Origin of the sequence: Microvirga pudoricolor, assembly GCF_016892705.1 — a bacterium.
GTDB classification, from domain to species: Bacteria; Pseudomonadota; Alphaproteobacteria; order Rhizobiales; family Beijerinckiaceae; genus Microvirga; species Microvirga pudoricolor.
This window is the reverse complement of sequence record NZ_JAFEMB010000008.1, coordinates 121,432-147,317: the sequence shown is the minus strand read 5'-3', so window position 1 is coordinate 147,317 and position 25,886 is coordinate 121,432. Positions and strand designations below refer to the sequence as shown.

The window sequence follows — 25,886 nt, the reverse complement described above, 5'->3', positions numbered from 1 at the left end:
TGCGGGAATTTCCCGGATCAGGTTGAGCCCGGGTTCACAATTGGGCATGCTGTCAATAAAACGAATGTTCGTTTACAGTCCGGATCAGTCGGTGATCCTGCACTGAAGGAAAGACACGCCATGTCGCGTACCGCAGGGTCTTCCGGGCCGAAAACCGTAGCGGCCATCCGGAAGGCAGGGCTTCAGCTGATCTACGAGCATGGCTACGAGGCCATGAGCCTCCGGCAGCTCGCGGCCGAGGTGGGCATTCAGCAGGGCTCCCTCTACAACCACATCCGCACGAAGCAGGAGCTTCTCCTGGACCTGATCACGGTCCACATGAACGACCTCCTGCGCGAGTTGGACGAAGCCCTGAGCCAGGGCGGCACGGCCGTGGAGCGTTTGAAAGCCTTCGTGCATTTCCATGTCGGCTATCACGTGAACCGCAAGCAGGAGGTCTTCATCTGCTATTCGGAGCTGCGGAGCCTGGAGCCTGCCAACTTCACGACCATCAGCGACATGCGGCGGGTCTATGAGCTGAAGCTGACGGAGATCCTGGAGGCTGGCGTGGCCGAGGGTTCGTTCATGTCGATCGACATGAAGGTGGCGGCTTACGGCATCCTATCGATGCTGTCCGGCATCTGTACCTGGTTCAGTCCCGGCGGCCGCCTGTCCGAGTCGGAGGTGGCGCACCTGTTCACCACCATGGTGCTTAACTCCGTGCTGCGCCACGGCGAGGCCGGGGAGGCAAGCACAGGGAAGCCGGTGCTCAAGCGCGTGGGGGCAAGGACGTGAGTGCAACCGAAAACGCCGGCCGCACCCTCTATCATTGCATGAGCGCCCGCTCCTTCCGGCCGCTTTGGGCCCTTGAAGAGCTTTCCCTGTCCTATCGGTTGGTAGTGCTCCCCTTCCCGCCGAGGGCCCGATCCAAGGAGTATCTCGAGATCAACGGTCTCGGGACCGTTCCGGCCTACGTGGAGGGCGCGACCCGCATGACGGAATCCGCCGCTATCTGCGAATACCTGGCTGCGCGGCACGGGTCCGGAACGCTCGGGGTGGCGCCGGACGAGCCCGACTACGGAAGCTATCTGAACTGGCTCCACTTCGGAGAAGCAACGCTGACATTCCCGCAGACGCTCGTACTGCGCTACAGCCGTTTCGAGCCGGATGAGACCCGCTCTCCCCAGATCGTCGCCGATTACACGCGGTGGTTCCTGTCCCGCCTTCGGAGCGTCGATCGCGCAGTGGCGTCACGGGACTTCCTCTGCGCCGGCCGTTTCACGGCGGCCGACATTTCAGTCGGGTATGCGCTGATGCTGGCGGGTTACATCGGCTTGAGCGAGCATTTCCCCGAGGGCGTGCGGCGCTATTGGGAGGGTTTGCAACAACGGAAATCCTTCTCGACCGCCCTCTCGGCGCAGGAGACGGCCGCCTTGGCGCAGGGCATTTCGCCCACACCTTCTCCTCTGACGGCCTAGCAGCCCGCCATCACCGCACGAAGAACGGGGTCGACTCGAGTTCGGGCTCGTCGAAGGCCTCGAGAGCCTGTCTGATCGGCTCGATGTCTTCCTTGAAAAGGCTTGCCGCAATGGCGGTCGATACGCGCTCGGCCGCGACGTTCACGCCCGGAATGTCGCTGGCGACGGCGCCGTGGCTGAGGGCGGCGGCGTGATTCACGAGATGAATGCGGTTCAGGCCCGGGCACTCACCCGCCTCGCGTTCCAGGAGCTCGAAGCCCGGTCCGAGATAAGGATAGCGCCCGAGATCCTGCCGCGCCAACGTGTCCGGCGGCTCGTAGCGATCCTGCCACCGCGCCACGAAACCGGACGCGTTGCCCAGTTCCGGGATCGCCCCCCCATCGATCGCAAAGCCCGTGCCGACGATCAGGAAATCGTGAAGCCGAGGCGGGTCTTCTCCGGCCAGGAGCACCGCCGCCCGGTCGCCCTCGCGCGTCGCCCGGCGAGTCGCCTTACCGAGATGAACGTGAAAGTTCGGCTGCCTCAGGGCGCGATGAACGGTCTCGTGCGGAGGCGGGGCCTGAACGTCGTTCAGGTAAGCGAAGAGGGCCCAGCGCTCCGCATCGTCCAGAGCGCTCCAGCCATAATAATAGCCAGGATGGGACGAGCCTCGTCCCTTGTTGATCTGCGGCAGGTGCGGCCTTCGCACGTACATGTCCACCCGCGCAGCCCCGCGCTCCAGGGCGGTGGCGGCATTGTCCCAGGCCGATGCGCCGCCGCCCACAATGCCGATGGCTTGCCCTTTGAGTCGCTCGAAATCGATGTCGTCGTTGGTATGGGCGGCAAGATCAGGCCATAGCGCCTGATCCACGAAGCTTGGAATCCAGCCGCCGCCCGCCCCTCCCCGGCCCGTGGCCAGGATGACGCGGCGAGCCAGCAGGGTCTGCGGCACCCCATCTCGTTCCGTCTCGACCGTGTGAAGGCGCTCCCCTGGAGCGATCGCCACGACCCGCGTTCCATGCTGGACCGGTAGACCCAGGACCCGCTGCAGCCATGTCAGGTAACGCACCCACACGGCGTTCGGGATCTTATAGAGCGCGTCCCAGGCGGCTTCCCCGAACGCCGCCTCGTACCAGGCGCGGAACGTGAGCGAGGGAACGCCGAGCGCGGGGCCGGGCAGCGTCTTGGGTGAGCGCAGGGTGTCCATCCGGGCAAAGGAGAGCCACGGCCCTTCCCGACCCGGCGGGTTACGGTCGAGGATGCGAACGTTGCGGATGCCCTTGAACAGCAGGGACGAGGCGACCGCGATGCCGTTCATGCCCGCTCCGACCACCAGCACATCGATCGGAACCGCGCCATCCGCCGCCGGCTCCGGCAGGGGCCAATTGGCGGCCGGAACGCCTAGATATTCAAGGTCGCGCGCCACTCGACGCTCATGGGCGCGCAGACGCTCTCCTTCGATGGGGCTGTGGTCGTTCACGGCTTCGCGTCTCAGGCCTTCTCGTAATGATACCGGAAGTCGCAATGGCTCGCGCCCTCCATGATGGTCTGGGTGCGGGTCATCTTGAGGTTGGGGTCGTAACCCTCGCAGAAGGAACCGTCCCGGTTGCAGGACAGCAGTCCGCCGATCTCACCCAGCCCCATCTTCTTGTACATCTCCGCGTAACGGCAGCGTGTCACGTTGAAATCGTAATGGGTTTCGTCCCGGTGGAGAGGCTGAATTTCGAGGGCGTTCTCGGCGGTCCAGTTGGACTGGATGTCGATGAAGCTCTGAAGGCTGGTTCCTCCGGGCGCCTGCGCGGCGAATGCTGCGGCCTGCGTGATGGACGAACGGCGCACGGATTCCGTGATGATACTCTTCGCCTCTTCTCTTCCGACGCGCTCGATCAAGGTCTCGTAGACCTCCTTCAAGAGCTCGGCTTCAATGCGGCGGCGTTCGATGATCGGGATGGGCTGGGCCATGAGAACCTCCTGGAAAATGGTTCAGGGAGCCAGAGCAGGCTCGGCGGAGGGCCGGCTCGGCTCAGCTGCGGCGTCGGGCGAAACCGGTGGTGTCCAGGTTCGGCCGGGTACGGATGCGAGCAAGGCCTGCGTGTAGGGATGCCTTGGCGCGGTAAAGACCTCGGCGGTCGGGCCCTCCTCCACGACAACGCCCTCCTTCATGACGGCGATGCGGTCGCAGATCTGGGCGGCTACGCGCAGGTCATGGGTGATGAACACCATCGACAGCCCCAGACGTTCCCGCAGATCCGCCAGGAGCCGCAGCACTTGGGCCTGGACGGACACATCCAAAGCCGAAACCGGCTCATCGGCCACCAGCACTTTCGGCTCGAGGGCGAGCGCGCGGGCCAGCCCGATCCGCTGACGCTGACCGCCCGAAAACTCGTGCGGATAACGTTCGGTGGCATTGGGGTCGAGCCCCACGAGGGCGAACAACTCCTTGGCGCGCGCCAGTGCCTTCGCCCTGCCCTCGCCATGGACCATCGGACCTTGCGCTACGAGTTCGCCCGCCTTGCGGCGTGGGTTGAGCGACGCGAAGGGGTCTTGAAAAACCATCTGAATGTTTCGCGTCTCCGCCCGCATCTCGGCACGGGACAACCGTGCGAGGTCCTTGCCGCCGAGGAGGATCGAACCGGAATCCGGGTCGAGCAGGCGGACGATGCAGCGCGCCAGCGTCGACTTGCCGGATCCGCTCTCACCCACGATGCCAAGGGTCCCGCCGTGGGGGAGCGACAGGGTCGCGTCCTTCACCGCATGGGTGACCCGTTTGTTCCGGGAGAGAAGCCCGCCCTTCCGGTAGGTCTTCGACACGTGCTCGATGCGCAGCACCGGTTCACCCGTCACCACCTTGGGCGGCGGAGGCGCGAGGGGCGGCACCGCCGCGATGAGAGCCCTGGTATAGGGATGGCGCGGGCGATTCAGGACCTCGTCGGCCCTGCCCTCCTCCACCACCTTGCCGCGCTGCATCACGGCCACCCGGTCGGCGATCTCGGCCACCACGCCGAAATCGTGGGTGATGAAGAGCACCGCCGTCCCCTTGCGCTGCTGAAGCTCGCGGATCAGCTTTAGGATCTGGGCCTGGGTGGTCACATCGAGAGCGGTCGTCGGCTCGTCGGCGATGAGAACGCGCGGCTCGAGGGCGAGCGCCATGGCGATCATGGCGCGCTGGCGCTGGCCGCCCGAGAGTTCATGGGGATAGGCTCGCCGCGCCGCTTCGGGATCGGGAATATGGACGTCGCGCAGCAAGCCGAGCACCTGGTTCTCGATTTCGGCCTTGCCCAGTGGAGTGTGGATGCGAAACATCTCGCCGATCTGGTCGCCGATGGTGCGCAGCGGATTGAGAGCCGTCATCGGCTCCTGGAAAATCATACCGATGCGGGCGCCACGGATCTTTTGCAATTGCTCCTCGGTCATCGTGAGGAGGTCCCGGCCATCGAGGATCACCCTACCGGCCGTGGCGTGCACGCCCTCCGGCAGTAGCCCCAGGATCGCGCCTGCGGTCATCGACTTGCCGGATCCGCTCTCGCCGACGACGCACAGGATCTCGTTAGCATTCAGCCCCAGGGTGACGTCCTCCAGGGCATGGGGACGGTCGGCGCCAGGGGGCAACGCGACGGTGAGAGCTTCGATGGACAGAACGGCGCTCATCGGCTCTTCAACCTTGGATTCAGGGCGTCATTGAGGCCTTGGCCCACCAGGGAAACAGCCAGGACGGTGAGCAGGATCGCACCGCCGGGAATGGCGGAAACGTACCATTGCGTCCGGAGCACGCTGCGCCCCGTGCCGATCAGGTTGCCCCAGGACGGCACATTGGGGTCGGACAGGCTCAGGAAGGCCAGCGAACTTTCCAGCAGGATCGCCACTGCCATGATGACGCTGGCATAGACGATGACCGGCGGCAGGGCGTTGGGTAGGATCTCTCGAAAGATGATCTGGATGTCCCGCATTCCGAGGGTTCGGCAGGCCTGAACGAACTCGCGGCTGCGAAGCGATAGGAATTCGGCACGGGTCAAGCGCGCCGAGGCGGGCCAGGAGACGAGGCCGATGGCGATCGTCACGGTCTTGATGTCGGTGCCGAACACCGCCACCAGGACGAGGAGCAGCAGGAAGTTCGGCAGGGTCTGGAAGGCTTCCGTCACACGCATGAGGACATCGTCCACCACGCCCCCATAATAGCCCGCCACAGCTCCCACGACGATGCCGATGGTGATGGCGAGCGCCGTCGCCACGAGACCGATGAGGAGCGACACGCGGGCGCCGTGGAAGATCTGGGCGGCGATGTCCCGGCCAGTCGTGTCCGTGCCCAGCCAGAAGCGGGAATTGGCGAATGGCCATTGCAAGGGGCGTCCGGCAAGGCTCAAAGGGTCGCGCGGGAAGAGGTAGGGCGCGCTGAGCGCCATGCCGATCACCAGAATGAGCAGGATGAGGCCGATGACTGCCGTGGGGCTCTTGCCGATGCGCTTGAGGGATTCCATGGCGGGCCTCAGGTCACGATGCGCGGATCGAGGCGCGCGTAGAGGATGTCGACGATGAAATTGACGGCGATCACGAGCAAAGCTGAAACGAAGACGATGCCGAGCAGCGTGTTGAGATCCCGCTGCACCACGGCCTCATAGGCCAGTCGTCCCAGCCCCGGCAGGGCGAAGACGCTCTCCACCACGACCGAGCCGCCCAGCATCGTGCCGGCCTGCAGGCCGATCAGGGTCACCATGGGCAGGAGGGCATTGCGCAGCACGTGGCGACTGACGACGCGTCCGGGGCTGAGCCCCTTGGCGCGGGCGGTCCGCACGAAGTCGAGGGTCAGGACCTCCAGCATGGAGGCCCGCATGATGCGAAGATACGTCGCCAGGAAGATCAGCGCGAGGGTCAGGGTCGGCAGCACGAGATGCCACGCGATGTCGAGGATGCGGCGAAGGCCCGTGTATCCGGCCCCGATCTCTTCGAGGCCGCCCGCCGGCAGCCAGCCGAGATGGACCGCGAAGATCACGATCCCCATAAGTCCGAACCAGAAGGACGGCGTTGCGTAGAAAACGAGCCCCAGGGTCGAGATGATGGTGTCGGGCCATTTGTTGACCCGCCGGGCGGAGAAGACGCCCAGGGCCATGCCGGCCGCGAAGGCGAAGCTCAAGGAAGACCCCATGAGGAGCAGGGTCGCCGGAAGCCGCTCCAGAATGACCGCCGAGACGGGCTTGCCGTAGATCGCCGAGAAACCGAGGTCGAGCTGCAGGAGACGCCAGACATACCGTCCGAGCTGCACGGCAACGGAGACGTCAAGGCCGTAGAAGCGGCGAAGCTCCTCGATCATCTTGGGATCGCCGCCACCGATCTGGGCCACCAGGGCGTCCACCGTATCGCCGGGCGCCAGTTGCAGCAGCAGGAACAGGCCGATCAGGAGAATGAGAAGCGTCGGGAGGCTGGAGGCCGCCCGACGCAAGGCCAACAGGAGAATGCGCATGGCTTAGGATGCAGCAATCCAGGTATCGTGCCAATCGCTGGAATCCCAACGGGTGGTGTTGTGGTGGTTCTTCACCTGCTTGTTGGTGGCCGCGAAGAACTGGCGCTCCGTGATCATCCACACGGGAATTTCCTCGTTCACGGCCTTCACCCAATCGGCGTACAGCGCCTTGCGCTTGGCCGGATCGATCTCGCTCGCGGCCTGATCGATCAGCTGATCGACCTTTTCGGACTGCCAACCCCATTGGTTCGTCCACGGGGCGCCGCGGGGCGAGCCGGAGCGGTACCAGACGGTTGTCGAGACCGCCGGATCGCCGCGATACTGGTGCCAACCGGTGGCAATATCGAAATTCCAGTCGCGATAGACGGTGGTCAGGGCGCCCGCGACATCGAGCTGCACGATCTCCACCTTGATGCCGATCTCGGCCAGGGATTGCTGGATGTAGGTCGCCAGCAGCGGCACGTCCTCGCCGTTGTTGATGGGAACCAGCTTCAGGCTGAAGCGCGTGCCGTCGGAGCCGGCCTTGTAGCCGGCCTCGTCCAGGAGGGCGGCCGCCTTCTTCTTGTCGAACGGGTAAGGAGGGGTGTTGCCCGGAAAGAAAGCAGGCGACGAGGACGGGATCGGTCCCGTGGCGGGCTTGCCCTGCCCGTACAGGAAATTCTCGATGAAGAACTCCGCATCGATGGCATGAGCGATGGCGCGCCGCACCCGGACGTCCGAGAGTTCCTTGCGGCGGGTGTTGAACTCGAGGGTGTTGTTGAAGGCATTGGCTTCGATGCCCCGGGTCGAGACCTCGAAGCGCGGGTCGTCCTTCAAGCGGTCCAGGTCCGCCAGCGACAGGCCGTTATAGGAACTGAGCTGGAGCTGTCCGGTCTCCAAAGCGGCCGCAACGGCCGACTTGTCCGTGATGACGCGCCAGACGATCCGGTCGAGATAGGGCAGGTCCTTGCGCCAGTAGTTCGGGTTGCGCTCCGCCACGATGAATTGGCCGCGCTCGTACTGGACGAATTTGAACGGTCCTGTGCCGATGGGGGCCGTATTGGCCGGGTTTTCCAGCACGTTCGTCCCCTCGAAGACATGCCTTGGCACGATATAGCCGAGATCGCACAGGGCGCGCAGCAGCAGGTTCAGCGGCATCGGGCGGGAATACCGGAAGATCGCGGTGTTCGCGTCCGGCGTATCGACTGCGTCCAGATACTGCTGGAGCTGCGTGCCGTAATTGAGATGCTTCTTCCAGAGTTCCATGGCGTTGTACTGGACATCCGCCGAGGTGAATGGCTTGCCGTCATGCCAGGTCACACCCTCTCGAAGCTTGAACGTGATCGTCTTGCCGTCGGGCGAAGCCTCCCAGCTCGTCGCGAGCACGGGAACCGGGTTACCTTTTCCGTCAAGGTCCACCAGCGCCTCGATGATCTTGCTGGTGATGAGATAGACGCCCGTGGAGGCGCGAAGCGAGGGGTTCAGGATCCGCTGCTCGGACCCGAGATGCGCCGTCAGGACGCCTCCCCGCCTCGGCGTCTCCTGAGAGAATGCGGAGCGCGGGAGAAAGCCCGCCGCTGCGAAAGCAGACGCGGACAGGAGGGCGGCGCGGCGGGTGAGGCGCATGGCGGGAAAACTTTCAATAACGTTCAGGCAGTCGAGCTTACCCTTTTTTATCTCAACGTCAATGTGAATTATGATAATTCACATTTTATCGTGCTAAATATCATGTGGGGCGAGGCCTGAGGGGAATTGCGGCTCCCCGGCATCCCGACCCTCACTTTACGGTCGCTTGATATCGAACCGTTTGACGTCACACTGCCACCTCGGATCACACACCCGCGAGCGAGCATGACACTGGCCCTCTATGCACATCCTTTCTCGTCCTATTGCCAGAAGGTTCTGGCCGCGCTTTACGCCAATGGGACGCCGTTCGAGTACCGCTCCCTCGACAACGACCAGACCACGGCCGAATGGCAGGAGCTCTGGCCGATCCGGCGGTTTCCCATCTTGGTCCACGGGGACCGGATCATCGCCGAGGCCAGCATCATTCTCGAGTTTATCGACACTCATCATCCCGGCCCGCTGTCGCTGATCCCCAAGGATCCGTCGGTCGCCCTGGATGTCAGGCTGATGGACCGTTTCTTCGACAATTATGTGATGACCCCGATGCAGAAGATCGTATCCGACCGCATCCGGACCGAGGAGAACCGCGATCCCTTCGGGGTCCTGGAGGCGCGGGCGATGCTGGACAGGTCCTATGGATGGCTGGACAGCCGGATGGCCGGTCGGACATGGGCCGTGGGCGACGGCATTACCATGGCGGACTGTGCTGCGGCCCCGTCCCTGTTTTACGCCGACTGGGCCCACCCCATCGGAGAAGAACATGGGCATCTTCGCGCGTACCGCCAAAAGCTTCTGGCCTGGCCGTCCTTCGCCAGGGCGGTCGACGAAGCCAGGCCCTACAGGCACTTCTTTCCCCTTGGAGCGCCCGACAGGGATTGAGCGCCGCGCTTGCGGAAGGCTTTGTTCTGGCGCTTCCAGACAGGCACGTTATGGTTCGGACCTCCTCGAGGAATCGCCGTGACCCTGCTCATCGTCGGATTGATCGTCTTTCTCGGCACCCACGCCTTCACCATGTTTCGCGGCGCGCGGTCCACGCTCCTGAGGCGCCTGGGACCCGGACCCTACAAAGGTCTCTACTCTCTGGTCTCGCTGATCGGGATAGTGCTGGTCTGTATGGGCTACAGCCGCTATCGCGCGGATGGCTACATCCCTGTCTGGGATCCGCCAGTCTGGACACGGCACCTCGCTTTGCTGCTCGTCTGGGTTGCCTTCGTGTGCATGGCGGCCGCTTACCTGCCGGGGCGCATCAAGAGGCGTCTCAAGCATCCGATGCTGGCATCCGTGAAGATCTGGGCCGTCGCGCATCTTCTCGCGAATGGTGATCTCGGCTCCATCCTTCTGTTCGGGTCGTTCCTGGCCTGGGCGGTTCTCGCCCGCATCAGCGTCAAGAGACGGGACGAGGCGGTGGAGCATGGAGCGCCGGCGGGAGGCTCAGGGGATCGCCGCAATGACCTCCTCGCGCTCGGCATAGGCACCGCAGCCTACGCAGCCTTCGTGGTCTGGCTGCATCCGCTGCTGATCGGCGTCCCTGTCCTGCCCGGCCAAGCTTGAAGCGACGGCAAGGTTCGGGCCGTTCGGGCCGACCCATTCCAGGAATTTGCCAACGTCGCTAACGCTTGGTTAAAGCCTTGCTGGTCATGATGCTGACATGTGCGCCGAACCTGCCAGCCCCTCCAAGATTTTCCATCCGCTGTCTTACGGCTCAGCTGCTCCAATTTTGCCACGGTTTGCGCCCAGAAACGCCCTCAGTGCGAACAGCAGAGCCCATAAGGCTCAGGGATTTTCCGTCCAATTGGCCGGTTGCAAGGGGGGCGCACCGTGAAAATGGTGTCGATGAAGCTTCGCCGCAATGCGAAGATGCAGGGCCTGCGCGTCACGCTCTGCCTTGCTGCCGCCACGACGGGACTCTTGGCCGGAGCGCTTCAAGCCGGTGGGGCCGCAGCCGACGGCGATACTCGGTCGCTTACCTTCTTCCACACCCACACGCGCGAGACCGCCACCATCACCTTCCGCCGCAATGGCAGCTACGATGAGCGCGGGCTGGAGCAACTGAACTGGCTCCTGCGGGACTGGCGCGTGGAGCGTCAGACCAAGATGGATCCGCGCCTGTTCGACATCCTGTGGGAGGCTTATCGGGAATCGGGCTCCTCTCAGCCGATCCATGTGGTGTCTGCCTACCGCTCGCCGGAGACCAACGGGGCTTTGCGGCGGCGTTCCTCGGGGGTTTCCGAGCACAGTCAGCACATGCTCGGCAAGGCGATGGACGTTCGTTTCCCGGACGTGGACACAGCCCGCCTCAGAGGGATCGCCATGAAGATGCAGTATGGCGGGGTGGGCTACTACGCATCATCGCAATTCGTTCATGTGGACACGGGCAGCGTCCGGGCCTGGCCCCGGATGACGCAGGACCAGCTCGCGCGCCTCTTCCCGGACGGTCGCACCCTGCACCTGCCCAGCAACGGCAAACCGCTCCAGGGCTATGAGGAGGCCAAGGCGGAGATCCTGTCCCGCAACGCCTCCCTGGCGACCCAGGCCTCGGCCGGCGGAGGCCCGTCGCTGGGCAGTGCACTGGCGGCTCTGTTCGGGCGCCGGAACGCGGAGCCCGCAGCGCCAGCACCCCAGCGCCCGGCCGAACCGGCTCCCACCCAAACAGTGGCGGTTCAGTTGGCCTCTGCTGAGCCCGATGCTGTTCCTGCCGCGCTCTCCCTCATGCCGCTCCCGCCGCGTCGGCCCAAGGATGCCGCCGTCGTCCTGGCGGCCGTCGCGCCTCCGGCGCCCCCTGCGGACCGGATTCAAGTCGCAAACCTCGCACCTGCCCTCCCCGCCCCCAAACCGCCCGAGGGGCTGATGCAGGATCCGGTGAAGTCGCTTTTCGCACCCTACAGCGTCAGCCTTACCGGCAGCTTCTCGACGGCGGTGAGCGACGATCTGAGCAGCACCCGGTTCTCCGGCCCGGCGGTCAAGCCGGTCTCAGCCTTGATCCAAGCGCAGGCCGACCTTTAAAAAGCGCGCGAGCGACCCATCCTGTACCGTGGCGGTTTCCCAAGCGGACCCTGGAGATTTCGGATGGCAATCGACAATGTGGCGGACCTGATCGTGGAAACGATGGCGTCGGCGGGCGTGAAGCGTGTCTACGGTGTCGTCGGCGACAGCCTGAACGGAATCACCGAGTCGCTCCGCAAACGCAATTCCATCGAATGGATCCATGTCCGCCACGAAGAGGCTGCGGCCTTTGCGGCCGGCGCGGAGTCCCAGCTCACGGGACAACTGGCGGTGTGTGCGGGCTCCTGTGGTCCCGGCAACCTGCATCTCATCAACGGTCTCTACGACTGCAACCGGACCCGCACGCCTGTCCTAGCCATCGCGGCGCACATCCCCAGCGCCGAGATCGGATCAGGCTACTTTCAGGAGACCCATCCGCAGGAGCTGTTCCGCGAATGCAGCGTCTATTGCGAAATGGTCTCCGACCCGGAACAGATGCCCCGCATCCTGGAGATCGCCATCCGGGCCGCGGTAGGACAACGCGGCGTCGCCGTGATCGTCATTCCGGGGGACATCGCGTTGAAGCCCGCCGCCTCGAAGGCTGTCGCATCTCCGTCCAGCCTACTCCCGCCCCGGCCCCTGGTCCGGCCCCTCGATGCGGATCTCGATTCCCTCGCCAGCCTCCTCAACGGCAGCGCGAAGGTGACCCTGCTCTGCGGCCGTGGCTGCCGCGAGGCGCATGCCCCCCTTCTCCGCCTCGCCGAGACGCTCAAGGCTCCGATCGTGCACGCGCTGGGCGGAAAGGAATTTGTCGAGTACGATAACCCCTACGATGTCGGCATGACGGGCCTGATCGGGTTCTCGTCCGGGTACCGCGCGATCATGACCTGCGACATGCTTCTCATGCTGGGCACGGATTTTCCCTATCGCCAGTTCTATCCTGAGGACGCCCGCATCGCCCAGATCGATCTCCGGCCCGAGAACCTCGGCAAGCGGACCAGGATCGAGCTGGGCCTCGTCGGCGACGTGGGCCCCACCATCGAGGCCCTTCTGCCGCGCCTCGAGGCCAAGGAGGATCGTGGACATCTCGATGAAAGCCTTGCCCATTATCGAAAGGCCCGCGAGGGGCTGGACGAGAAGGCCGAAGGTAAGGCGGGAGAGCCACCGATCCATCCGCAGCAGGTAGCCCGGCTGATCAGCGAACTCGCGGACGACGACGCCATCTTCGCGGCGGATGTCGGCACGCCGACGGTATGGGCCGCGCGCTACCTCGCCATGAACGGAAAACGCCGTCTTATCGGCTCCTGGGTCCATGGGTCGATGGCCAACGCCATGACGCAAGCCATAGGGGCGCAATCCGCGTATCCCGGCCGGCAGGTGGTATCCCTCTCGGGCGATGGCGGCTTCGCCATGCTCATGGGAGACTTCCTCACCCTCGCGCAACTCCGGCTGCCTGTGAAGGTCGTCGTCTTCAACAACGGCTCCCTGGGCTTCGTGGAAATGGAGATGAAGGCGGCGGGACTGCTCGAGACGGGTGTCGAACTCGTCAACCCGGATTTCGCCGCCATGGCGAAAGCCGTGGGAATTCATGGCATCCGCGTGGAAGACCCAGGCAAGCTGGAGGGCGCCCTGCGGGAGGCCTTCAGCCACCCGGGCCCAGCTCTGGTGGACGCGGTTGTGAACCGGCAGGAGCTGTCGATGCCGCCGAAGGTGACCTTGGAGCAAATGAAGGGCTTCAGTCTCTACATGTTGAAGGCGGTCATGAACGGGCGCGGCGACCAGGTGATCGATTTGGCGCAGACCAACTGGCTGCGCTGACCGGTGCTCAAGGAAAGAGCGCCATAATCGGGGCGCTCTAGGTGGGCCGTCTGAGTCGGCCATTCCAGGGAGACTGTGCCACCAGGCACCTCACGAGGCTGCGCCTCTTGCCTTAAGAAACGATTAACGGCCTTGGAAAAACGGGCGCGACGGCGCCCGGCATTCCGCTGGCGCCTGGATCGATACTGTTGCCGATCGAGGCAGTGTTGGCTGGGTGAGCCCGTGGGAGGTCAGTCTCGGAGCAGTTCGACGTAGCGCTGGATCGATCGCTCGACGACGCCCCTGGCCCCGTGCATGACCTCCTTGCCATTGAAAGCCCCATAGATGCGGTCGTACCTCCAGGGATCGAGGGCGCGACCGATGCGCAGGACCTCGCGGGCGGGGAGCGGCATCATGTTCGGGTAGCTCCAGAGAAAGGATACGCGCCCGACATCGGCCGCCACCTGAATGATGTCGGCCGAGAGGATGACGCCGCGACCCTCGGCGCCGGCGCTCCAATGCAACACCGTGCCGCCGTCGAAGTGACCGCCGAGCCTGAGCAGCGTCAGGCCGCGAGCCAGGACAAGGTTGTTGCCTTCCCAGAGCCGTATCGCTGGGGACGGGTGCATGATCCATTCCCGATCGGCCGCGTGGAGATGAATCGGCACGCCTCCGAAGGCCTCGCTCCAATCCTGCATGCGAGTATAGTAATGCGGATGGGAGATCGCGATCGCGGACAGGCCGCCGAGGGCGTCGATCAGGGTCTTCGTGGCGGGATCGATGAGGGACAGGCAGTCCCACAGAATGTTGCCGCTGTCCGTTCGTAGCAGAAACGCACGCTGGTCGATGGCGAACCGCGGCACCGTGTGAAGGCTCAACAGCCCCGGTTCGTGCAGGCGCCATTCGTTGCAATGGCGCGCCTCCACCTGCTCCGGCGTCGTCCATGCCTGCCCCGTGACGGGAACCCACTGCCTTTCATCCTCGCAGATCGGGCAATGAAGGGGAGGATCATCGGAGGGTGGATAGGATGTGCCGCAAGTTGAGCAGAGGAATGTGGCCATGACCGACTCGGGTTAGTTCGTGCCACCCATGGAAGCGCGAATGGCCGGGAAGGCAAGGACCCGACGGTCAGTAGGTCTCATGAGCCTCGGCGGGCCGCACGCGCTGAACATCCGTGAATGAGATGCGAACCCTCGCGATCCCGGCCCCCGGAGCCCTCGGTCCGCCCAGGCCGACCGGCGTGTTGAGATACGCGAAACACGCCTGCGCCGTCTCTGGATCGCGGAATGAAACATGCTCGTGGCGGGCACTGGCCTCGAACAGGTTGAGCGTGCGAACCTCGTCTTCCGACAGGTCGACCTCCGCAATGTAGCAACCCGACCGGCCGGAAACGGCGCGAATCTCGCTGAGGGCGCGCTCGAGCGACCGGGGCCACTCTCGAACCAGTTCAACCATCACTCCCTCCCTCGAACTCAGGACCGGACCTTGAAAATAGCCTGTCGGGCCAAACCGGTTCCGTCCCTACCACCAAATCGTCCGTCGCCCGATCCTGAGGCTCAATCTCCGCTTTTCGAAAGGCCCTGTTTACCTCCTGGCCTTAGAACGGGTGGCGGGCCGCGTGGCGTATCAGGTCCTGCATGGAAAGACCCTGCCGGAGCATCCTTCGCGCAGGGTCTTTTCCATTTCAGGGGCGATGGAGCTTTTCGAACCGTCTGATAAGCCTATCACGCTTGAGCCGGGACAGCCGGTCGATCCAGAAAATTCCGTCGAGCTGGTCGATTTCGTGCTGATAGCAGATGGCCCTGAAGCCCTCCGCCTCTTCCTCGCGGCTCGTCCCATCCAGGTCTCGGTAACGCATCCTCACCCGCGCGGGGCGCTCGATTTCGTCGATCACTCCCGGCATCGAAACGCTGCCCTCAGACTGCCGGGAGCGTTCCGGCGAGAACCAGACGATTTCGGGATCGATGTAGGTCAGCGGCCCGGGATCGCCCTCAAGGCGGATCACCATGACCCGCAGCAACACGCCAACATGGGGCGCCGTGATGCCGACACCCGGCGCGGCCGCCATGGTGTCGGCCAGATCCCGGGCCAGATCGCGGATCTCGTCCGTGACTTCGCCGACAGGCTCGGCCTTCCGCCGCAATCGGGGATCGGGAAAGCGGACGATGGGACGGACCGCCATCAGACGTAACGGCCGCGACGCTGGAGCACTTCGATCTTGTAGCCGTCGGGGTCCTGCACGAAGAAGAATTTTGCCAGCGGCCTGCCCTGGTGCGCCATCTCCCTCACAGGCGTCACGGATAGGCCGAGGCTTTCCATGCGCCGGTGCTCCGCGTCGAGGTCGGTGACCGACACGGCCAAATGCCCGTATCCGTCGCCGAGGGAATACGGCTGCGCCCTTCCATCGTTGATCGTGAGCTCGAGTTCGAACTCGTTATCAGGGCTGCGGAGATAGACCAGCGTGAAACCGTCGAAGGCGAACCGATCGGCGACGGCAAGGCCCAAGGCCTGTTCATAGAAATGGACCGATCGCTCCTCTTCGAGGACCCGGATCATGGAATGGATGGCCTTGGCCATGGTGACACCTCGCCCGCTCATGAGAGGCGGACGGGATATCAGCCCAACCCCCGCGACGGAAGGGCTGGCTTAGTGATTGTCCCGTGGCACGGCGGAGCCGCTCTTGCCGACGAGGAAGTCGAAATCCACCCCATCGTCCGCCTGAAGCACGTGGTCCACGTAGAGCTTGACGTAACCCCGCTCGGAATGGACCTGAGGGGGCGTCCAGGCTCCCCTGCGGCGATCCAGCTCCTCGGCCTCCACATGAAGATGCAGGCTGCGGGCCGCCACATCGAGGGTGATGAGGTCCCTGTTCTGGACCAGCGCCAGCGGACCGCCCGTCGCGGCTTCCGGAGCCGTGTGAAGCACCACCGTGCCGTAAGCCGTTCCCGACATCCGGGCATCGGAAATCCGGATCATGTCCGTAATCCCCTTCTTCAGGATCTTGGGCGGCAGGGGCATGTTGCCGACCTCCGCCATCCCCGGATAGCCCTTCGGCCCGCAGTTCTTGAGAACCATGATGCAGGTCTCGTCTATGTCCAGCGCATCGTCGTTGATGCGCCCGTGCAGATCTTCGATCGACTCGAACACGACGGCCCGGCCGGTGTGGTTCATGAGATGCGGCGAGGCGGCCGAGGGTTTGATGATGGCGCCGTTGGGCGCGAGGTTGCCCCGCAGCACCGCGATGCCGCCGTTGGGCTTGAAGGGCTGGTCGAACGGATGGATCACCTCCCGGTTCCAGCACTCCACATCCTTGTTGTTCTCCCAGATCGTGCGCCCGTTGACGGTCACCGCGTCCTTGTGGAGAAGCCCCTGCTCGGCCAATTCCCGCAAGACAACCGGCAACCCGCCCGCCTCGAAGAAATCCTCCATCAGGAAGCGGCCTGAGGGCATCAGGTCGACTAGGCAGGGCACGTCGCGTCCGAGGCGATCCCAATCGTCGAGGCTGAGATCGACGCCGATGCGGCGCGCCATGGCGATCAGGTGCACCACCGCATTGGTGGAGCCGCCGATGCCGCCGTTCACGCGGATGGCGTTCTCGAAGGCTTCACGGGTGAGGATCTGCGACAAGGCGATGTCCTGCTTCACCATCTCGACGATCCGCCGTCCGGCCTCGCGGGCGAGCAGCGCCCGGCGCGCGTCCACGGCCGGAATGGCGGCGTTGCCCGGCATACCGACGCCCAAGGCCTCGACCATGCTGGCCATGGTGGAGGCGGTGCCCATGGTCATGCAATGCCCCTGCGAGCGGTGCATCGAGGCTTCCGCCTCGTAGAAATCGTCGAGGGTGATCTGGCCAGAACGCAGCTGCTCGCTCATGGAGATCGTGTTGGTGCCCGAGCCGATGGCCTTGCCCCGGTAGAAGCCCCGCAGCATCGGGCCGCCGGAAATACCGATGGTGGGAAGATCGACGCTGGCTGCGCCCATCAGGAGGGCCGGCGTGGTCTTGTCGCAACCCATCATCAGCACGACGCCGTCGAGCGGATTGGCCCGGATCGACTCCTCCACGTCCATAGACGCGAGGTTCCGGTAGAGCATGGCGGTCGGGCGCAGCATGGTCTCACCCAGCGACATGACCGGAAACTCGAGCGGGAACCCGCCCGCGTCGAGGATGCCCCAGCGCACGTGCTCGGCCAGGGTTCGGAAGTGCGAGTTGCAGGGCGTCAATTCGGACCAGGTGTTGCAGATGCCGATGACCGGACGTCCATCGAACTGATCCTGCGGAAATCCGCGATTCTTGAGCCAGGAGCGGTAGTAAAACCCCATCTTGTCCTTGCGCGCGAACCAGGCTTGGCTGCGGAGGGGCTTTTTGGTGGTCATGATGCTCATCTTCCAGGCGCGCCGAAAAGTGGGATAGGTTCAGATGGCCTTGACTCGCACGAGAATGTTCTCGCCGGGAGCCGTTTCGACCGGATTGCGCAACGGCTGACCGAAGCCTTCAGCCTCGATCTCGAACACGTCGCCCGGCTCGGTGCGGATACCATCGGCAAAGCTCAAGGTGGCGGTGCCGAAATAATGCACATGCACGTCGCCTGGTATCCGGTGCTCGCGGTACTTGAAATGATGGTGCTCCAGGTTCGCGAGGCTATGGGACATGTTGGCCTCGCCGGTCAGGAAAGACTTTTCCCAGATCACCTCGCCGCCGCGGCGGATGCGACTTGTGCCGCGAATATCCGCCGGCGGTTCCCCCAAACGCAGTTCGGGCCCGAAGGAGCTCTGGCGCAGCTTCGAATGGGCGAGCAGCAGGTAGTTCTGGCGCTCCGTCACGTGGTCCGAGAACTCGTTGCCGAGGGCAAACCCGAGACGCACCGGCGTGCCGTCGGGGGCGATCACGTATAGGCCCGCCAGCTCCGGCTCCTCGCCGCCATCCTCGCCGAAAACCGGAGAGATCAAAGGCTGCTCGGGCGCGACCACGAAGGAGCCGTTGCCCTTGTAGAACCATTCCGGCTGCGCACCGATCTTTCCCTCGCCCGGTCGTCCCTCTGCCAAGCCGGAGCGGAACATTTTCATCGAATCCGTGAGGTCGGTCTCCTTGACCTCCGTCTTGTGCATCTTGTCGCGCGTGTCGGCGCTGCCGAGGTGGGTCAGACCCGTACCCGTCACATGGCAACGGGAGGCGTCCGGGTGTGTGATCGGGGGCAGCAAGCGCTTCTCATCGATCACGGCCGCGTAGCTCGCTTCCTCGCCGCCCCGGTGCTTCTCGGCAGCCTCCGCGAGAGTGATCTCCTTCTCGATCGCCTTCATGGCCAGTTCATAGATGCTCGACACGCCTTCAAGGATCTGGAGCGCATCCTCCGACACGATGCCAGCCTTCTGGTGGCCCTGCTTGTCGAGGAACTGGACGAGGCGCACGGACATGGGTTTTCGATCCTTACGAAACTGGAGATGACTGGATGCCGGAGTCCGCCGATCAGGCGGACTTCTTCTTGTTGTAGACGTCGGCGGTGACGGCGGCCAAAAGCACGAGACCTTTGATGACCTGCTGATAATCGATACCGATGCCCAGGATGGACATGCCGTTATTCATGACGCCCATCACGAAGGCTCCGATGACGGCGCCGGTGACCTTGCCGACGCCGCCATAGGCGGAAGCGCCGCCGATGAAGCAGGCCGCGATGACGTCGAGTTCGAAGCCGAGGCCCGCCTTAGGGGTCGCGGTGTTGAGACGCGCCGCGAAGATGAGGCCGGCGAGCGCCGCCAGCACGCCCATGTTCACGAAGGTCAGGAAGGTGAGGCGTTCGGTCTTGATGCCGGAGAGCTTGGCGGCCTTCTCGTTGCCGCCGAGCGCGTATATCCGCCGCCCGATGGTGGTTCGGTTGGTTACGAAGGCATAGAGCGCCACGAGGGCGAACATGATGATGAGCACGTTCGGCAGGCCGCGGTAGGTGGCAAGCAGGTAGGCAAAGCCGATGATGAGGAAACAGAGCAGAGCGTTCTTGAACACGAAGAACCCGAACGGCGCCGTCTCGACCGTATGCTTCTGCTGGTTAACCCGGGAGCGGAATCCGAAGTAGACCAGCGCCGCTGCCGTGATCACGCCGAGCAGGAGCGATGTCAGGCTAAGGCCTTCCACCGAGAATGCATCCGGGATGAAGCCGGAGCTGAGCTTCTGGAAGGTGGGCGGGAACGGACCCACGGACTGCCCACCGAGGAGCGACAGGGTCAGGCCCTTGAAGACCAGCATCCCGGCCAGCGTGACGATGAAGGACGGCACCTTGAGATAGGCCACCCAATAGCCCTGCGCCGCTCCGATGAGGCCCCCGACCACGAGACAGATGATGGTGGCAGGCACATAATGCATGCCGAACTTCACGATGAGCACGGCCGCAAGACCGCCCACGAAACCGACGACCGAGCCCACGGACAGGTCGATGTGCCCGGCCACGATGACCAGCAGCATGCCCAGCGCCATGATGACGATGTAGCTGTTCTGCAGGATCAGGTTCGTGAGGTTGAGGGGCCGCAGCAGGGTGCCGCCGGTCATCACCTGGAAGAAGGCCATGATCAGCAGGAGCGCCACCAGCATGCCGTAATCGCGGAAATGGGTCTTTAGGAAGCTCCCATAGGATTCCCGCTTCTCGCCCGCGATCTCGTCCGAAACCCTGGTATCCATCCTAATGCCTTCCCGCCTTGACGATGGCGTGCATGATCCTCTCCTGGGACGCTTCCGCCGCCGCGAATTCGCCGATGAGGGCTCCCTCGTTCATGACGTAGATGCGGTCGCACATGCCCAGAAGCTCGGGCATCTCGGAGGAGATCATGAGGACGCCTTTTCCGGCATCCGCCAGATTGTTGATGATGGTGTAGATTTCGTACTTCGCCCCGACATCGATGCCGCGCGTCGGCTCGTCCAGGATCAGGATCTTCGGATCGGCGAAGAGCCATTTGCTCAGCACGACCTTCTGCTGGTTGCCCCCCGACAGGTTCACGGTCTGCTGGTAGATGTTGGAGGACCGGATGCGCAGCTTGCCCCGGTAGTCGTTCGCGACGGCCATCTCGCGGATGTCGTCGATCACGAGGGCGTTGGCCACGCCCTCCAGGTTCGCGAGCGTCACGTTCTTGCGGATGTCCTCCTCAAGGATCAGGCCGTAGGTCTTCCGGTCCTCGGTCACGTAGGCGATGCCGTTGTCGACGGCCCGGCCGACGGTGGAGGTATCGATCTCACGACCGTTCAGAAGCACTGTCCCGCTGATGTTCTGGCCCCAGGTGCGGCCGAACAGGCTCATGGCCAGTTCCGTCCGGCCGGCGCCCATGAGGCCGGCGATACCGACGATCTCGCCTTTGTTGATATGGAAATTGACGCCCTTCACCACTTTTCGGTCCGCATGAAGCGGATGGTAGGCGGTCCAATCCTTCACCTCGAAAATCCGCTCGCCCACGCGAGGTTCGCGATGGGGATAACGGTCGGCCATGGCGCGCCCGACCATCCCGCGGATGATGCGGTCCTCGCTGATGGCCTCCCGGTGGCAGTCGAGGGTCTCCACGGTGGTTCCATCCCGCAGCACGGTGATCGAATCCGCCACTTTGGAGATTTCGTTCAGCTTGTGGGATATCAGAATCGAGGAGATGCCCTGGGCCTTGAACTCCAGAAGCAGGTTCAGGAGCGCGTCGCTGTCGCTCTCGTTCAGGCTGGCCGTGGGCTCGTCGAGGATAAGGAGCTTCACCTTCTTGGACAGGGCCTTGGCGATCTCCACGAGTTGCTGCTTGCCGACGCCGATGTCGGTCACGAGCGTATCGGGAGCCTCCTTCAGGCCGACCTTCTTCAGAAGCGCCTTCGTCTGCGCGAACACGAAAGACCAGTCGATGACACCGAAACGGGCCTGCTCGTTCCCGAGGAAAATGTTTTCGGCAATGGACAGAAGCGGTACGAGCGCCAGTTCCTGGTGGATGATGATGATCCCGAGCTTCTCGCTGTCCGCGATGTCCCGAAACCGGCGTTCCTCGCCCTCGAAACGGATCTCTCCCGTATAGGAGCCGTACGGATAAACCCCGCTCAGCACCTTCATGAGGGTCGATTTGCCGGCGCCGTTCTCCCCCACCAGGGCATGAATCTCCCCAGCCTTGACGGCGATGTTGACGTCGTCCAGCGCCTTGACGCCTGGAAACGTCTTGGTGATCCCGCGCATTTCAAGGATCGCGTTCATGCACTCGCTCTCAGTTCCATTCATGCGAGCCTGGGCTCCCGCGTCATGGTGCGTGAGCCCAGGCATCATGCCTTACTTGAACTGGTCTTCCTTGTAGTAGCCGCTGCCCACCAGGACTTCCTTCCAGTTGGAAGCATCCACGCTCACGGGCTTGAGGAGATAAGACGGTACGGTCTTGACGCCATTCTCGTAGGTCTTGGTGTCATTCACCTCGACGGTCTTCCCGGTCATCTGAGCGTCCACCATGTTGGCCGCCACCTTGGCGAGCTCGCGGGTGTCCTTGAATACCGTGGATGTCTGCTCCTTGGCGATGATCGACTTGATCGAGGGAACCTCGGCGTCCTGTCCGGTGATGACCGGCATCGGCTGCTTGGGTGTGCCGTAGCCGACGCCCTTCAGAGACGAAATGATGCCGATGCTCAGGCCGTCATAGGGCGACAAGACGGCATCCACCCGCTTGTCGTTGTAGTAAGCGCTCAGCAGGTTATCCATGCGGGATTGAGCCACAGCGCCGTCCCAGCGCAGGGTCGAAACCTTGTCCATCCCGGTCTGGCCGCTCTGGACCTTCAGCTTGCCGCTCTTGATGTAGGGATCGAGCACGGACATGGCGCCGTTGTAAAAGAAGTAGGCATTGTTGTCGTCCGGTGAGCCGCCGAACAATTCGATATTGAACGGACCCTTGCCCTCCTTCAGGCCCAGCGCCTTCTCGATGTAGCTCGCCTGCAGCACACCCACCTGGAAGTTGTCGAAGGTTGCATAATAATCGACGTTCTTGGAATTGCGGATCAGCCGGTCGTAGGAGATGACCTTGATACCCTTGTCGGCGGCTTGCTGGAGGGCGTCGGAGAGTGTCGTACCGTCGATGGCGGCGATCACGAGAACCTTCACGCCTTTGGTGATCATGTTCTCGATCTGCGCCAGCTGGTTCGGGATATCGTCCTCGGCGTATTGCAGATCGACCTTGTATCCCTTGTCCGTCAGGGACTTCACCATGTTGTTGCCGTCGTCGATCCACCGCGCGGAGGATTTTGTCGGCATGGAGACGCCGACGGTGCCTTTGTCCTGCGCGTGTGCGGCCGAGACCAAGCCCAGCGCCCCAAGCGCCAGCGCGGTCATTGCCAGCTTGATTCCCTTCATGCGTCTTCTCCAAGTTCGGCCCACCGGCTTATGCGGCCGTGCCATCGCTCGATTAATAATATTATATACAGAGGCGGCAAGATCGGTTCTGGGGCGTTGAAAATATCGGCATCGGCGCCTTCGCAAATTGTCTCGAAGAACGAAGGCCTTAGCTTTGCAACCTTGTTTGCCCCTCAGCCTAAAGGATGAGATCGCCGATAGGCGCCGTCACTCGGCCGTGAGGAGTACTTTGACGCTTTGCGATCGGTCGAGAGCGAGCCGGAAACCCTCCTCGGCAAGGGAGAGCGGGCGCTTGGCCGTTACGATGGAGAGCACGTCGACCCGGCCTTCGTCGATCAGGTGCACGGCCCGCGCGAACTCGTCTCCGAAGCGGAAAGACCCCTTGAGGTCGAGCTCGCGGGACATGATGGCGTTTGCCGGGATGGGCAGCGGACCCGCCGGGAGGTTTCCGATCTGCACGATCGTGCCGCCCCGCCTGACATTGCGTATGGCGGATGAAAGGCCCGCAACCGTGCCGGAGACCTCGAAGGCGACGTCGAAGCATCGATCGTCCGCCAGATCCTTCAGGGTCTCGTCGCCCTGCGCCACGTCCACGATGTGGTCGGCGCCAAGGCGTTGCGCGAATGCCAGGGGAGCGGCGGCGACGTCCACGACCGCGATCTCCGACAATCCGGCCAGACGCGCCGCCAGAACCGTCAGGAGACCGATGGGACCGGCCCCGAAAACGATACCCCGTTTGCCGTCCAAGGGGCTGGCCCGGTTTATCGCGTGAAGGCACACAGCCAGAGGCTCAGCCAAAGCTGCCGCCGCAAGGGGTGTGTCATCGGACACCTTCACGCATTGCGCCGGCACCACGTCGAAGACGGACGCGAAGCCGCCTTGCATATGCGGCTTCTTGGAGGCCGAACCCATGAAATAAATATTCTCGCACAGGTTCGGCCGCCCGTCCCGGCAACGGGCGCAGTGGCCACACCAGCGTGACGGGTTCACGGCCACCCGGTCGCCGACGGATACGCCCGTCGTTTCGCCACCAACCTCCAAAATCTCCCCGGCGATCTCATGACCGAGCGTCAAAGGGGTCTCGACGACGAAATCTCCCGTCCGGCCATGTCGAAAGTAGTGCATGTCGGATCCGCAGATGCCGCCCGCCGCAAAACGCACCCGCACCATGCCGGGATCGAGCGGCTCCAGTGGCCGTTCGATCATGCGGAGGTCTTCGGCGCCGAACAGGGTTGCCGAGAGAGCGGTGTCCATCACTTGGTCACTCCCATGGTGCGCGGAAGCCAAAGCGTCAACTCGGGAATGTACGTGATGGCGATCAACGCCAGCATCAGGGGCACGAGCCAGGGCAGGATCGCCATTGTGGTGCGCTCCACGGACAGTTTGGCGATCCGGGCCAGGACGAACAGGACCATTCCAAGCGGCGGATGCAACAGGCCGATCATCAGGTTGAGGGTGATGATGAGGCCGAAATGGATCGGGTCGATCCCGAGCTTCAGGACAATCGGCAGGAGGATCGGCACCAGGATGGTGATGGCCGCGATGGTGTCGATGAAGCAGCCCACGAACAGGATCAACAGGTTGGCCAGCAGCAGGAACACCCACTTGTTCTGGGTGATGCTCAAGATGGCGTCCGACAGGATCTGAGCAGCTTGGCTCACTGTGAGAAGCCAGGCGAAGATCGAGGCAGCGGTCACGATGAACAGGACTGACGCCGTGGTCTCGATAGTGTCGAAGGTCGCCTTCGCCAGGGTCTTCATGGTCATGGAGCGATAGCGCACCAGTCCGAGGAAGAGCGACCAGATTACCGCCGCCACCGCCGCTTCGGTCGGCGTGAAGAGACCGAGCGTCATGCCGCCGATCAGGATTACGGGCGCCATCAGAGCCATGACGGCGGAGAAGTCGAAATACCAGTCCAGTGCCAGCAGCACGACGAGCGCGATGCCGATGGAAACGTTGGTGGAGAGGCCTGCCAGAGTCATCAGCCAGATCGCGACCGGGAACATGAGGACGATCGCGACCTCAAGGGTGGCGCTGCCGAGCTGGCTCCAGGAGAATGGGCTGTCGCTGCCCCAGCCGTTGCGATGAGCGAAGAACGCCACGGTGGCCATCATCAGGAGCGTCATGAGGATGCCCGGAATCAGGCCGCCGAGGAAGAGCGCCCCGATAGAGACGTTGGCCATCATGCCGTAGATCACGAACGGCAAGGAGGGCGGGATGATTGGGCCCAGGGTCGCCGAGGCCGCCGTCACGCCTACGGCGAATTCCGTCGAGTAGCCATGGTCCTTCATGGCCTTGATCTCGATGGTGCCGAGGCCCGCCGCATCGGCGATGGCGGTTCCGGACATGCCGGAAAAGATCACCGACCCGATGATGTTCACCTGCCCCAGGCCGCCCTTCATCCAGCCTACCAGAGCGACCGCGAAGCTGTAGATGCGTCCCGTCACGCCCGCGATGTTCATGAGGTTGCCGGCCAAGATGAAGAACGGCACGGCCAGCAGCGGAAAGCTCTCGACACCCGCGATCATGCGCTGGGCTAGGATCACGTCCGGGGCCGTGCCGGACACGACGATGTAGAGCAGCGACGACACCGCCATCGAAAGGGCCACGGGAAGGCCCAGGATCAGGAGGAGAAGGAAGGAACCGATCAGAATCAGCATGAGGCTTGCCCAAGGCTATCGTGGTGGTGTGCGGCGGTCAGACGGTCACGGAGTCGAAGGCCTCCGGCCGCTCCAGGATGGAGTAGCCCCGCCGCCAGTTCTGGATGCCCACCTGGACGGAGCGGACGAACATCAGGATGAAGCCCAAGAAGACGCAGGCATAGACCCAGTTCTTCGGCATCATGATCGTCGTCATGGTCTCGTCGCCGACGATCTCCATGAACCGCCAGACAAGCCAGGCCGCATAGGCGAAAAAGACGGTGCGGACGATGTCGATAGCGGTCGACAGCCCTCTTGCGATTCCATGGGGCAGGTAGCGGAAGATCAGGTCCACGTGGATGTGCCGGTCGAGGCGCACGCACATGGAAGAGCCGAGGAACACCACTGCCACGAGGCAATAGGTGGCGATCTCCTCCGTCCAGGCGAGGGAGTCGTTAAGCACGTAGCGTGTGAAGAACTGCAGGAAGACCGCGAGCGCCATCAGCCAGAAGATCGCGAGCGTGGCCCAGTCTTCGACCCCGTACAGGCTGAGATCGGCATCGGGCGCCGGCTCATCGAAAACCTGCGCCAGCTCCTCGGCGGTCACTTCCGTATGAACTTCCGGCTTCATCTTGCC

The 25,886-nt window shown here is 63.6% G+C and carries 24 protein-coding genes; 6 read left to right on the top strand and 18 right to left on the bottom strand.

All coding sequences use genetic code 11. The features are described from left to right. The first annotated feature begins 120 nt into the window (after positions 1–120). Both ILT42_RS20940 and ILT42_RS20935 read left to right on the top strand, forming a co-directional pair. The gene (locus ILT42_RS20940) at positions 121–774 is read left to right on the top strand and encodes a TetR/AcrR family transcriptional regulator (protein WP_204217880.1); all 654 of its coding nucleotides are present in this window, start codon (positions 121–123) and stop codon (positions 772–774) included. Beyond that, on the top strand, positions 771–1,457 hold the full coding sequence (locus tag ILT42_RS20935) for a glutathione S-transferase family protein (RefSeq protein WP_204217878.1): 687 nt from the start codon (positions 771–773) through the stop codon (positions 1,455–1,457). The genes ILT42_RS20940 and ILT42_RS20935 overlap by 4 nt, the downstream gene beginning before the upstream one ends. Positions 1,458–1,467: 10 nt before the next feature. Here the strand turns inward: ILT42_RS20935 and ILT42_RS20930 are convergent, their stop codons facing one another. From ILT42_RS20930 to ILT42_RS20905, 6 genes are read right to left on the bottom strand one after another with little or no spacing between them, the layout of a single operon-like run. After that, a complete protein-coding gene (locus ILT42_RS20930; protein WP_204217876.1) occupies positions 1,468–2,916 on the bottom strand; it encodes an NAD(P)-binding domain-containing protein in 1,449 nt (482 codons plus the stop codon). 11 nt (positions 2,917–2,927) lie between these two features. Beyond that, positions 2,928–3,398 carry an L-2-amino-thiazoline-4-carboxylic acid hydrolase gene (locus ILT42_RS20925; RefSeq protein ID WP_204217874.1) on the bottom strand — a complete coding sequence of 157 codons (471 nt, stop codon included), beginning with the start codon at positions 3,396–3,398 and terminating at the stop codon, positions 2,928–2,930. 21 nt (positions 3,399–3,419) lie between these two features. After that, the gene (locus ILT42_RS20920) at positions 3,420–5,084 is read right to left on the bottom strand and encodes an ABC transporter ATP-binding protein (RefSeq protein ID WP_204217866.1); all 1,665 of its coding nucleotides are present in this window, start codon (positions 5,082–5,084) and stop codon (positions 3,420–3,422) included. Next, positions 5,081–5,911, bottom strand: coding sequence for an ABC transporter permease (locus tag ILT42_RS20915; RefSeq protein ID WP_204217852.1), 831 nt, complete (start codon positions 5,909–5,911; stop codon positions 5,081–5,083). The genes ILT42_RS20920 and ILT42_RS20915 overlap by 4 nt, the downstream gene beginning before the upstream one ends. Before the next feature lie 8 nt (positions 5,912–5,919). Then, positions 5,920–6,891, bottom strand: coding sequence for an ABC transporter permease (locus tag ILT42_RS20910; protein ID WP_204217851.1), 972 nt, complete (start codon positions 6,889–6,891; stop codon positions 5,920–5,922). A gap of 3 nt (positions 6,892–6,894) precedes the next feature. Continuing rightward, positions 6,895–8,496, bottom strand: a complete 1,602-nt coding sequence (locus ILT42_RS20905) for an ABC transporter substrate-binding protein (RefSeq protein ID WP_204217849.1) — start codon at positions 8,494–8,496, stop codon at positions 6,895–6,897. A gap of 225 nt (positions 8,497–8,721) precedes the next feature. On the opposite strand from ILT42_RS20905, the gene ILT42_RS20900 reads away from it, so the two are divergent. The 4 genes from ILT42_RS20900 to poxB all read left to right on the top strand — a co-directional run bounded on the left by ILT42_RS20900 (position 8,722) and on the right by poxB (position 13,296). Beyond that, entirely contained in the window at positions 8,722–9,375 is a 654-nt protein-coding gene (locus tag ILT42_RS20900; RefSeq protein WP_204217847.1) for a glutathione S-transferase family protein, read from the top strand. Between the two features lie 78 nt (positions 9,376–9,453). Then, positions 9,454–10,047 (top strand): NnrU family protein, encoded by a 594-nt coding sequence (locus ILT42_RS20895; RefSeq protein ID WP_204217845.1) that lies wholly within the window; start codon positions 9,454–9,456, stop codon positions 10,045–10,047. A 273-nt stretch (positions 10,048–10,320) separates the two neighbouring features. Further along, positions 10,321–11,499, top strand: a complete 1,179-nt coding sequence (locus ILT42_RS20890) for a DUF882 domain-containing protein (RefSeq protein WP_229428836.1) — start codon at positions 10,321–10,323, stop codon at positions 11,497–11,499. 63 nt (positions 11,500–11,562) lie between these two features. Beyond that, the gene (gene poxB / locus ILT42_RS20885; protein ID WP_204217841.1) at positions 11,563–13,296 is read left to right on the top strand and encodes a ubiquinone-dependent pyruvate dehydrogenase; all 1,734 of its coding nucleotides are present in this window, start codon (positions 11,563–11,565) and stop codon (positions 13,294–13,296) included. 230 nt (positions 13,297–13,526) lie between these two features. Here the strand turns inward: poxB and ILT42_RS20880 are convergent, their stop codons facing one another. The 12 genes from ILT42_RS20880 to ILT42_RS20825 all read right to left on the bottom strand — a co-directional run bounded on the left by ILT42_RS20880 (position 13,527) and on the right by ILT42_RS20825 (position 25,880). Beyond that, a complete protein-coding gene (locus tag ILT42_RS20880; RefSeq protein WP_204217835.1) occupies positions 13,527–14,336 on the bottom strand; it encodes an MBL fold metallo-hydrolase in 810 nt (269 codons plus the stop codon). A gap of 67 nt (positions 14,337–14,403) precedes the next feature. Next, positions 14,404–14,730 carry a hypothetical protein gene (locus ILT42_RS20875; RefSeq protein WP_204217833.1) on the bottom strand — a complete coding sequence of 109 codons (327 nt, stop codon included), beginning with the start codon at positions 14,728–14,730 and terminating at the stop codon, positions 14,404–14,406. 229 nt (positions 14,731–14,959) lie between these two features. Beyond that, positions 14,960–15,457: a peptide deformylase gene (locus ILT42_RS20870; protein WP_204217831.1), complete on the bottom strand. Its 498-nt coding sequence runs from the start codon at positions 15,455–15,457 to the stop codon at positions 14,960–14,962. Then, the gene (locus tag ILT42_RS20865; protein WP_204217829.1) at positions 15,457–15,852 is read right to left on the bottom strand and encodes a VOC family protein; all 396 of its coding nucleotides are present in this window, start codon (positions 15,850–15,852) and stop codon (positions 15,457–15,459) included. The genes ILT42_RS20870 and ILT42_RS20865 overlap by 1 nt, the downstream gene beginning before the upstream one ends. Before the next feature lie 69 nt (positions 15,853–15,921). After that, the gene (locus tag ILT42_RS20860; protein WP_267874490.1) at positions 15,922–17,649 is read right to left on the bottom strand and encodes an IlvD/Edd family dehydratase; all 1,728 of its coding nucleotides are present in this window, start codon (positions 17,647–17,649) and stop codon (positions 15,922–15,924) included. A gap of 39 nt (positions 17,650–17,688) precedes the next feature. Then, entirely contained in the window at positions 17,689–18,687 is a 999-nt protein-coding gene (gene araD1 / locus ILT42_RS20855; protein WP_229428820.1) for an AraD1 family protein, read from the bottom strand. A gap of 52 nt (positions 18,688–18,739) precedes the next feature. Beyond that, on the bottom strand, positions 18,740–19,942 hold the full coding sequence (gene mmsB, locus ILT42_RS20850; RefSeq protein ID WP_204217823.1) for a multiple monosaccharide ABC transporter permease: 1,203 nt from the start codon (positions 19,940–19,942) through the stop codon (positions 18,740–18,742). A 1-nt stretch (position 19,943) separates the two neighbouring features. Beyond that, positions 19,944–21,473: a multiple monosaccharide ABC transporter ATP-binding protein gene (gene mmsA / locus ILT42_RS20845; protein WP_204217822.1), complete on the bottom strand. Its 1,530-nt coding sequence runs from the start codon at positions 21,471–21,473 to the stop codon at positions 19,944–19,946. Positions 21,474–21,545: 72 nt separating this feature from the next. Beyond that, positions 21,546–22,610 carry a multiple monosaccharide ABC transporter substrate-binding protein gene (gene chvE / locus ILT42_RS20840; protein WP_204217821.1) on the bottom strand — a complete coding sequence of 355 codons (1,065 nt, stop codon included), beginning with the start codon at positions 22,608–22,610 and terminating at the stop codon, positions 21,546–21,548. 207 nt (positions 22,611–22,817) lie between these two features. Continuing rightward, on the bottom strand, positions 22,818–23,867 hold the full coding sequence (locus tag ILT42_RS20835; protein ID WP_204217820.1) for an L-idonate 5-dehydrogenase: 1,050 nt from the start codon (positions 23,865–23,867) through the stop codon (positions 22,818–22,820). After that, positions 23,864–25,270, bottom strand: a complete 1,407-nt coding sequence (locus ILT42_RS20830) for a TRAP transporter large permease (RefSeq protein ID WP_204217819.1) — start codon at positions 25,268–25,270, stop codon at positions 23,864–23,866. Before ILT42_RS20830 ends, ILT42_RS20835 begins: the two co-directional genes overlap by 4 nt. A gap of 37 nt (positions 25,271–25,307) precedes the next feature. Further along, positions 25,308–25,880 carry a TRAP transporter small permease gene (locus ILT42_RS20825; protein ID WP_229428833.1) on the bottom strand — a complete coding sequence of 191 codons (573 nt, stop codon included), beginning with the start codon at positions 25,878–25,880 and terminating at the stop codon, positions 25,308–25,310. Between the last annotated feature and the right edge of the window lie 6 nt (positions 25,881–25,886).